The sequence below is a fragment of the uncultured Gimesia sp. genome, from assembly GCF_937910335.1.
GTDB lineage: Bacteria > Planctomycetota > Planctomycetia > Planctomycetales > Planctomycetaceae > Gimesia.
In genome coordinates this window covers 1-10,267 of the sequence record NZ_CALEMX010000457.1, presented here as the reverse complement: position 1 = coordinate 10,267, position 10,267 = coordinate 1, and the positions used below count along the sequence as shown (strand labels likewise).

The window sequence follows — 10,267 nt, the reverse complement described above, 5'->3', positions numbered from 1 at the left end:
ATAATGAGAGCGATTCATAAAAACACAGGCGCAGCTCGAAAGAGCGATATTCACATCTTAAGCACGAACACTTAGTTTGTGATGTTTAGCGTTTCGGCTTCCTCTTCGCACGTCTCTTCATTCGAGACTGAGAGCTGAATCAATTCATGATCCGCTACGGTGTAATGGGGCGAAGGAACATATTCCGGAGTCGGAATTGACTGGTGCGAATCACGAGAACCGAACAGGGTGAGTGAAACGACTTTCATGAATCCTTTCCATGAAGAAAAAGTCTGATCAACGGCCGTTGGTTCATGTCCACAATGCACCATGCAGTCACGGCACTTGTCATTACCACTTTTCCGCCCGTACCGTTCCCAGGCGGTAGAACTCATTAACTCAGCAAAAGAGTCGGCATAGCCTTCTTCCAAGAGATAACAGGGTTTTTGCCAGCCGAAAAGATTATAAGTTGGGTTGCCCCAGGGAGTGCATTCCAGTTCCCAGTTCCCTTTTAAGAATTCCAGAAACAAAGGAGAATGGTTGAATTTCCATTGTTTTTTAGGTGCCGCCAGGATCTCTCGAAACTTTTGAATCGTCTGATTGCGTTTCAGGAAATGTTCCTGATCTGGCGCTTTTTCATATTGATAACCGGGAGAGAGCATCATGCTTTCAATTCCCAATTCTGCCAGTTCATCAAACATCTGTCGAACACGATCTGGCTCTGCGTTCTCAAACAGCGTGGCATTTGTAGTCACACGATGCCCTGCCTTGACTGCCGCTTTGATCGCACTGATTGCCTTATCATAAATTCCGTCCCGGCAGACAGCTGCATCATGATCTTCTCGAATCCCATCTAAATGAATTGAGAAAGTAAGATACTTCGAAGGCGGATATTCATCCAAATGTTTTTCCAGTAAAATGGCGTTGGTACACAGATAGATAAATTTCTTTCTGTCTACGAGTCCGGCAACGATTTCAGGCATCTGAGGATGCAAGAGTGGTTCACCACCCGGAATCGAAACGATGGGAGCGCCACACTCATCCACAGCTTGAAAACATTGCTCGGGGCTCAGATGCTGTTTCAGAATATTTGCAGGAAACTGGATCTTCCCACAACCGGCACAAGCGAGATTGCATCGGAACAAGGGTTCCAGCATTAACACGAGCGGATAACGCTTTACGCCTTTAACTCGTTGTGTCAAAACGTACTTTGCCACAGTCCACATTTGTGAAAGGGGAACACCCACAGTCGCCTCCCTGTTGCGAAAATTTACAAATCCATTCAGAGTAGACGATTCATATCACGTTTTGGAAACCTTGTCACCCCCAATATTTGGCGTATGTGTCAATGCAGTATAGAGTTAATGCCGGTTAAAGATGAGACATTGAGAATAGTCCCCCTTCCGACCTATCAGGTTCGTTTCCCGTTACGCCGAAAATAAGACACGCAGTCAACAATCGCTCTAACTCTGACCAATTGTTGTTCGGTGCCACTGAGAGGAGGACTGTTAGCTGGGGATATAACCGACTCAAGCGTTAACAGGTCCCAGATGAGGGATGGCACAGGCAATTCGGCTCACCTGAAGTAGTCGTCAGAACGAGAAAAAGATTGAAATCTTAGCTCAATCTGATCAGGGAATCAGGAATACAAGACCCGTAGCTGTCAGACTTTCAAATAGCGCTCCTCGCGCACTGAAAGGCAGCTTTTCAACCTGATAAAGTGGATCATCACCGGGCCGCGCATATCCCAGAGAATATCGATTCTCATGTATCGGATAAGCACCGATCATATAAGGCAGAATAGCCACGCGTCCAAAGAATCGACCTGCAGAAACAAAGGGCTGAATTGCTCCGTAATTGTAGCCATAACGCTCTAGATTGGGTTCTTCAAAATACAACGGATTATAGGCCACACCGGGTGCTTCCCATTCTTTTGTGACCAGCTCCCAATCTCGAGAATCACCCATCACAATATGCTGAGTAGGAAGCTTATCCAGATGTTCTGCAGCAGTATTCTTGGGCATCTCGCCCGCCGGCGGTTTGGCACTGATTGATAATTGATTCAGTGGTTTTAACCCTAAATCAACCAGTTCAGCCGAGTTTTCAGACTGTATCTTCACTTTTTCAGATTGAACTTCGGTGTTTGATCTAAAAGAGACTTCCGTCACTGGAATTAATTCTGAATCAGTAATTGTTGGCAAGGCATCAAAAACTGGCTTCTTCGCTTCGACAGGCACATCGACTTCAATTTCAGATTTCTGACGTCGACTATATTCCGCTAATTCAATCGCATGAAAATCGGCAAACTCATCGAATTCGAGATCAGAATCGTTGGACAACTTCTTACTGATCTGAACTTTCGATTCATTTCCAGGCTGTGCCCTATGTTTAAGAGTGCCTTTATTGAAGCCGGTAACCCTGAATTGGTCAGGTTTTGCGTCTTCAATCGTCTTTTTAGCAGTTGATTGTTTTCTCACGGCAGCAGATTGAGAAATGGCTACCACTTTCCTTTTGTCAATCTCAGGTGGAATTGAGAAAAGCGCAGCTTGATTCACAGCACAGCCACTCAGAAATAGACTGCACAGGCAGGTAACGATCCATGACTGAATTGTTAAACACCTCATGAATTCAGATGCTCCATAAGTAAATTGCCGGCTTTTCTCTAAACTACTTAGAGAAAGCCATTTTCTGACATCTCATTATCAGGAGTACTCATTTTCTTTTATCGGCAGGCTTTAACGGGGCAGCACATCTATCATCAACCAAACGGCAATGTCTTTGTATCACCCCTATACCCCCTGCTTGGGAAGCTTCATACATTTCAATCTCGAAACACTACTATACATAAATTCGCTTCATGTTGGTTAAATGCTAAGTCAATTTAGGAGATTCCAACGTCTCAGATGAAAAGTTATCCAGTAAGCTTCACGATTTATCGTTTATATCACGTAATGGAGATGGTTGGTTTGTAATAGTTAAGACGCATGGTAGTTTGAAAATACCCTATTTGATTAATTAGGACGAGTATTCCGTTTGTGTAACCAGAAGCTTTACATTTTTACCAGATGTTTGTGCTACGTTAAAAATGATTGACATACCATTTAGGGAGTAAAGATAATGTAGGAGGCGAATTACAGTCACAACGAGATATACTCATATGTATATATCTCCCAATACTGTAAGCCCATTGCGCAAGGGTTCCCGGGTCAGCCTGGGTTACGGTTTTGCTTTTGTTCAATCTCCTCCAATCGTATTGCAACAAATGGCAGCTATCACATTTTTGCCATGACAAGTTCGCGCAGTTCAAAGAACTCGAAGGAGTATCTCAACGTGAGATTTATAAATTGGTTGAATCGACACCTCGGCAAAACCGAGCCCTCCCATAATCTGCAGTTTGATAGCTATCGCGAAGATGGCAACGCAAAACTGGAATTAATTCGACTTGAAGACCGAATCGTCCTCAGTGTCGGTGCGGGAGTCACTGGCGATGTTCTTGAACTCAACCTTGATGCCCCTAATGATGCAGCCACTGTTTCTGTCATCAATTCTGGTGCAACAATTCAAGTTGAAGAATTGGGACTGCCCGGCAGTATTCTGCAATTTGATGCGACTCAGGTTTCGTCGATTCTGGTTACGGGTACAAATCCTTCACAAGTCATTAATTTTCTAGGTCAGGAAAATCTGGTTCTACCCGGAAATATTGATCTCGCCGGTTTTACAGGTGATGTCAATATCGGCATTCAAATACAAGTTGACCCTGGTGAAACCCCGCAATTCAATCCCGCATCAGCGGTGACCTATCTCGGCCAATTTCAGCTGACAGGAGATCAACTTGAGGTTGTGCTTCCAAATGAACTCAATGCTGACGATGCTTTCATCATTCAAATTAACGGCCCTAACATTGAGATTCTTGACCCAACGAATCTTACCACCCCCCTCTTTTCTGCGCCTACTGCATCAATCAATACCATTAACGTATTGGGTACTGATGGAGAATCGGACTTGCTGACGCTGGATTACAGCACTGCCAGTTTGACTGACATCGCAATCACATTTAATGGAGGTAGTGGTGGTAATGATGCTTTGGAATTTGTAGGGGGAAGCTTTGATACCATTACCCACGACTTAATTGGCCCCACGACAGGATCGGTTGATTTCGTCGACAATGGAATCACAGAAATCAGTTATGGCGGCCTGGAACCCGTGTTTGGTGGAGACAGCACGGCCAATAATGTCGTCATCAACCTTCCCGCTTCAACGCTGGACGCAGTTCTGGAAAATTCGCTTGTTCCGGGTGAAATGCAAATCCGCAGTTTGAGTGCGGCCTTCGAATTCACGACATTTTCGATGCCCGCTGATTCTCTTACCATTAATACCACGGGCGGAAATTCTCTGGTCGTTTTCGATTCGTTTGATGCCACTTTCGCTCCAACAAATCTGATACTATCAGGGTCACCAGGAGACACCTATCAACTGTCGGGTAGTGATCTATTGGCAGACTCAGTTTCATTGACCCTCTCAGGAGGGGCAACCCTGGATCTGGGTTCTTTCAACGAAACAATCGCTGGGTTTACCCTGGAAGATGGCTCCGTCATCGCGACCAGTGGAGTTTTATCTCTACAGTCCAGTTTAGAACTCCGCTCCGGTACGGTCTCAGCAGATTTGAGTGGAACAGGCCTGATTATAAATGGCACGGGCACGGTAGTTTTAAATGGAACGAACACGTTTAGCAGTTCAACAGCTGTTCAAAATGGCCTGCTACAAGTGGAAGGAAGCCTCACGACAACTCAAGTTGTCATTTCTGCGGGAGCAACATTAGGCGGTTCAGGAACCATTGATGCTCCTGTAACTGTCAATTCAGGTGGTCATCTCGTTCCGGGATCGAGTCCAGGAATCATCAACACCGGTGATTTGACATTAGGTGCTGGCGCTATATTTGATATCGAAATTGATGGAACACAAGCCGGTACGGAATATGATCAAATACAGGTTACCGGCACCGTAGATGTAACAGGAGCTACCCTGAATCTTATCAGCGCATTTACTGCTGCTGCTGGGAACGAATTTCTCCTGATCGATAATGATGGAACAATGGATGCCGTAACGGGAACTTTTGTCGGACTTGCTGAAGGAACTCTCTTTACCTTTAATGGCAATCAAGTTTTCATTTCCTATGAAGGGGGAGACGGAAATGATGTTGTACTGACCGTTAATTCGCCTCCCGCAGCTTCGAATCAAATCTTTGATGTTGACGAAAATTCCATCGACACCATACCCGTAGGGTCAATTGTTGCAACAGATACAGACGTGCCCCCTGACAGTCTGACATTTAGCGTCACAGGAGGCACAGGACAATTCATTTTCAATGTCAGCCCTTCCGGTGACATTACAGTTGCCGATCAAAGTCAACTCGATTTTGAAAACACCACTTCCTTTGATCTGGACATTCTTGTCACTGATAGTGCCGGGGCAACCGATACTGCGACGATTACAGTGAACTTGAATCCTCTCAACGATAATGATCCGGTGGTCATGGATCAGATTCGTACCATTGATGAAAATGCTAGTAATGGTACGACTGTTGGTGCCGTCATTGTTGCTACTGACGATGACCTGCCGGGCGACACACTCACATTTTCCGAAAACGGGGGAACGGGTGCCGCTGCCTTTGACATTACTGCTGGTGGCCAAATCATTGTTGCTGACCAGAGTTTGCTCGACTTTGAAACTAATCCCACTTATACACTCGACATCATTGTTGATGACAACGCTGGTAGCACTGATACCGCAACGATCACCATCAACTTGAATGATCTTGCTGAAACACTATTTGTGAATTCTGCTGACTGGTCGGTGAATGATATCACAATTGAAAGAGACGGCAGCCTATTACGCGTTGTGGAAACTGGCACTGCCAACGAAATTGTTCCCGCACATGAATTTGCAAACGTGACCGATGTGGTCATCACTGGTAATGCTTCTAACAACATTGTTCGCCTCGATTACACGGGAATCATCACGCCTTCCGGAGGCATCAGCTTTAATGGTGGTGTCGGATCGGACACACTCATTTCACTGAACCTGGTCAATAACTGGATTATTGATGGTGTGAATTCGGGTAGCCTGCAAGCTGGTACGGTCATCTTCAGTGATATGGAAAACCTGACCGGAGATGCGGGAATTGATAGTTTTCAATTCACTGGAGCGGGACAGATCACCGGTGCCATCGATGGTCTGTCAGGTGTTGATGTGATTGACTACTCTGCTTCCAACGCCATGCTGGATCTGATTTTGGCCTCAACCGGTTCAACAGATGGATTCGCTGGTTCGGAAGCTTCGACAACAAACTCTTTCGACAACATCAACACCATCATCGGCAGTGGTAATACAGATTCTTTGACTGGAATTAATGCTTTCGCAAACTGGTCGGTCGACGGAAGTAATCAGTACAGCTCAACCAATACACTCGGTTTTAGTGGTTTCGAAAATCTGACCGGTGGCACGAACGTCGATATATTCACTATCACTGGTAGTCAAATTCACAATATTTCTGGGGATTCCGGCAATGATATCTTCAGATTTCAGGACGGCGCTTCACTCACTGGTAACATAGATGGTCAATCCGGGGCAGACACACTCGATTATAATTTATTAACAACATCTATCAATGCAGTGCTGACGACGAATGGCTCCTTTGATGGCTTTCAGGGAACCGAATCTTCCATCAGCGCCGGTTTTGATAATATTAATCGCATTGAGGCCGGTTCAGGAGTCGCAGACCAGTTGACGGGTCGTGATGCAGCGGCCACTTGGACCATTCAACCTGCCAGTATATATGGAAGCTTCACTTCACTTGGATTCTCGAACTTTGAAACACTACAAGGTGGAAGTGATGTTGATATCTTTAACATCAACGGTTCACACACTCTGGACCTCTCAGGCGGTGGTGGAGCAGATATCTTTCAGTTCGACAATAATGGATCATCCATTAACGGTACCATTGATGGCCAAGACGGCGATGATCATCTCAATTTGACAAACTACAGTGAAAACCTCTCTGCCACCTTAACCGGTTTGGGAAGCATCGATGGTTTCGCTGGTAACGAGTCTGCTAAGTCCGTCACTTTCGAGAATATAAACCAGTTAACGGGTGGTTCAGGCACGAACTCATTAACGGGTATCAACAGCGCCGCTGACTGGACCCTCAATGTCACAAACAGTTATCAAAGCACCAATTCACTCGAATTCAGTAATTTCATTAATCTCACTGGTGGTACCGGCTCTGATATTTTCAATATCACTCCTAATTCGGAAGCCTTGAATATTGCCGGAGGTGATCCTACCAGCAATCCGCTAGGAGATCAGCTTAACGTTGACACCAGTGCTGCGGGAACTGCATTAGTATCATCGGATGGGGTCGGTGCAGGTACGATTACTGGCTCATTCCCCACCATTACCTATACTGAAATTGAAAACTTCGCTATTTCAGGAGTGGTAGATGTCCAGGTTGATGGCACAACAAACAACGATGTGATCGAGATCCTCGTCGTCGGTCCCAACGTTGAATATCGACTTGGAGGCACTCTCATCGGTTCCAGTTCCCTGGCGGATACGAATCAAATCACAGTAAACGGTGGTGACGGAGATGACAGCCTGGCTGTTGACGTAGCACTGGCCGCCGAAGGCATCACGATTAACTACGATGGGGAAGGCCAGGATTCTCCTAATCCGGGTGATGTTCTGAACCTGCTGGGAATAACGACTGCAGTTGAGTACTTCTTTACAAACAGCAGTTCTGGCAGTGTCCGCATTGACGGTTCCATGACGGACTTCATTACTTACACCGGTCTAGAACCCATCACATCAACCATCACTACCGCTGATGTCACCCTGAATTACAGTGGAGTTTCTGAAACAATCACAATTACAGATGCAGGTGGTGGTCAAACAACCGTCAATTCGACTGCCGGAGAACTTCTGACTTTTGCGAATCCCACCAATTCATTGACCATCAACACTGGTGCTGGCGATGACATTATCGATATCAATTCACTGGCCGCCAACTTTACCGCTTCCCTTACCATAAATGGTGAGGCTGACAATGACACAATCAATGCGAATGCCAGCATCTCATTCGATGCGGGTAAGCTTGTTGAATTTAATGCAGAAACGATTAACGTCGCTACTGGGATCACAGTAACGGCTGCGGGAATCGCCTTTAATGCCACCGAAGTCAATCTGGATGGCGATCTGGTCTCCACCAATGTTTCCGGCGATACCGCGATCGTAAATGTACTTGGGTCGGCTGGCGGTGCAGATATTCAGGACGCTGTGGATGTCGCAGGCAATGGTGGCACCATCAACATCGCAGCAGGGATTTATATCACTGCAGACACACTTGATATCGACGAATCCGTCTCCCTGTTGGGAGCAGGCTCAGATGTCGTTGAGATTCGAAAAGCGGATGCGCCCACAAACAACTTTGACGTCGCCGTTAATGTTACCGCAGACAATGTAACAATCTCGGGGGCTCAACTGGGGTGGGAAACACACACTTCTACGACCGATTATCAAGGCTATGTTGTTCTTACAACTGCTGATAACACCACACTTAACAATTTGTTATTCAGCGATAACTACCGCAGTGCTGTTGTATTTGCAGGTGCCGATAACCTTGAAGTTTCTGATTCGATTTTCGAAGGAAAATTCGGGCGTGCGGCGATTCGTGATGGAAGTGGTGGCAGTGGCGAGAACTTCCTGATCACTCGTAATGAATTTCGCGCAGACCATTTCCGCTGGGGACCGATCGCCATTGGTCCTCAAGGAACGTTTGGTGATCCTAATAATTTCGCCTTCAGCGGTGTGATCTCATTCAATTACTTCGGCAACGGTCTTGAAGCAGGCTCCTTCCAGGAAGCGGGCGACCAGAACTATACGATCACCATCACCAATGGTGGAATGACTAACGATGGAATAGACATTATCCACAACAGCTTTGACTGGCAAGACTCAGCCACGACCAATGGCAACGGCATCTTTGCTCAACCCGGTGGTATTTTCTTTGACCCTGCCCTGGCTGTTCCCGTCGGTACAGTCAATATTACCGACAACATCTTTAACGGGTTTACTTACGATGGCCCCCAGCCAACGACCGACCCATTATGGAACCCAGCCGGCGGTGTCTATGGCGGGGCTTTGGAATTTGATGGAGTTGACGACTTTGGTCTCTTCCAAGACGTAAAATTTGATGTCGGTGAAGCAGGTACCCTCAGTTTCTGGGTCAATATGGATGACCAGGGAAAACGAAATCAGTTCTTTGAAGGTCCCAACAATGGAGGCATGGAATTCCAGTACCGCTCGAACAGTGGCGGACAATTCTTCGGAAGCCCAAGTCGGAACGGCAACAGCAATAATTACGTCATTCAAAATGGCGGTGCGGGCGGCACAGAAGGAATCTGGCAAAACATCCAGTACACTTGGGATTTCAACGCGGTTGGCAATCCACAAATGCACCTCTTTATTGATGGTACAGAAATTGGCTATCTCAATACGACCTTTGATTCCGATTTAACACAATGGCTCTCCACAGTCAGTACTGTAAACGAATTGATGAATGTCGCCCGCGACCCCGGCAGCGGTCGTTTCTTCGATGGATTAATGGACGATGTCGGCTGGTTTAATCAGGCATTAAATACGACAGACCTGGCCACTATCAGAGGCGCAGGTGGCGTCGCTAATCTTTCTGCAGACGCACGACTGGTGGCCCACTGGGACTTCGACCAATCTTCCGGAAATATTGCCATCGATAATAAAAACGGCATTGAGATGTTCATCTCCACCAATGGCATCGTTCCCTTTGGCCCTGAATTCCAGACCACAGCAGGACAATTTGGGGGGGCATTACAATTTGATGGGATTGACGATTTTGCCACATTCCAGGATGCCAGCTTTGATGTCGGCAAAAAAGGAACGTTGAACTTCTGGGTTCAGATGGATGACACGGGTCGCCGAAATCAATTCTTCGAGGGCCCCGATAATGGCGGCCTCGAATTTCAATATCGCAGCAACGGTGGCGGACAGTTCTACGGTCGAACTCAAGACGGAGCGGACTTCACAATTCAGCAAGGTGGTCACTCAGGCGTTCAGGGCGTCTGGACCAACATCCAATATACGTGGGATGCCGACACAGGTCAGATGCGTATTTATTTGGATGGAGTCGAACAATCGTATCTCTCATCCTTTGATGAAAATCTGGCCGGTTTTGACAGTACCCATTTTACTGATACGG

General features: G+C 46.5%; 3 protein-coding genes. 1 reads left to right on the top strand and 2 read right to left on the bottom strand.

Going from position 1 to position 10,267, the window contains the following annotated elements; genetic code table 11:
- Positions 1-71: 71 nt before the first annotated feature.
- Both hpnH and Q0668_RS18150 read right to left on the bottom strand, forming a co-directional pair.
- On the bottom strand, positions 72-1,226 hold the full coding sequence (gene hpnH / locus Q0668_RS18155) for an adenosyl-hopene transferase HpnH (protein WP_298867213.1): 1,155 nt from the start codon (positions 1,224-1,226) through the stop codon (positions 72-74).
- 384 nt (positions 1,227-1,610) lie between these two features.
- Positions 1,611-2,603 (bottom strand): hypothetical protein, encoded by a 993-nt coding sequence (locus Q0668_RS18150; protein WP_298867212.1) that lies wholly within the window; start codon positions 2,601-2,603, stop codon positions 1,611-1,613.
- A gap of 706 nt (positions 2,604-3,309) precedes the next feature.
- On the opposite strand from Q0668_RS18150, the gene Q0668_RS18145 reads away from it, so the two are divergent.
- The coding region (locus Q0668_RS18145) for a LamG-like jellyroll fold domain-containing protein (protein WP_298867210.1) at positions 3,310-10,267 on the top strand (6,958 nt) is incomplete at its 3' end.

Bases quoted from the DNA above. Each gene is read 5' to 3' on its own strand.
- Q0668_RS18150 (WP_298867212.1), bottom strand. From the start codon at position 2,603: ATGAGGTGTTTAACAATTCAGTCATGGATCGTTACCTGCCTGTGCAGT.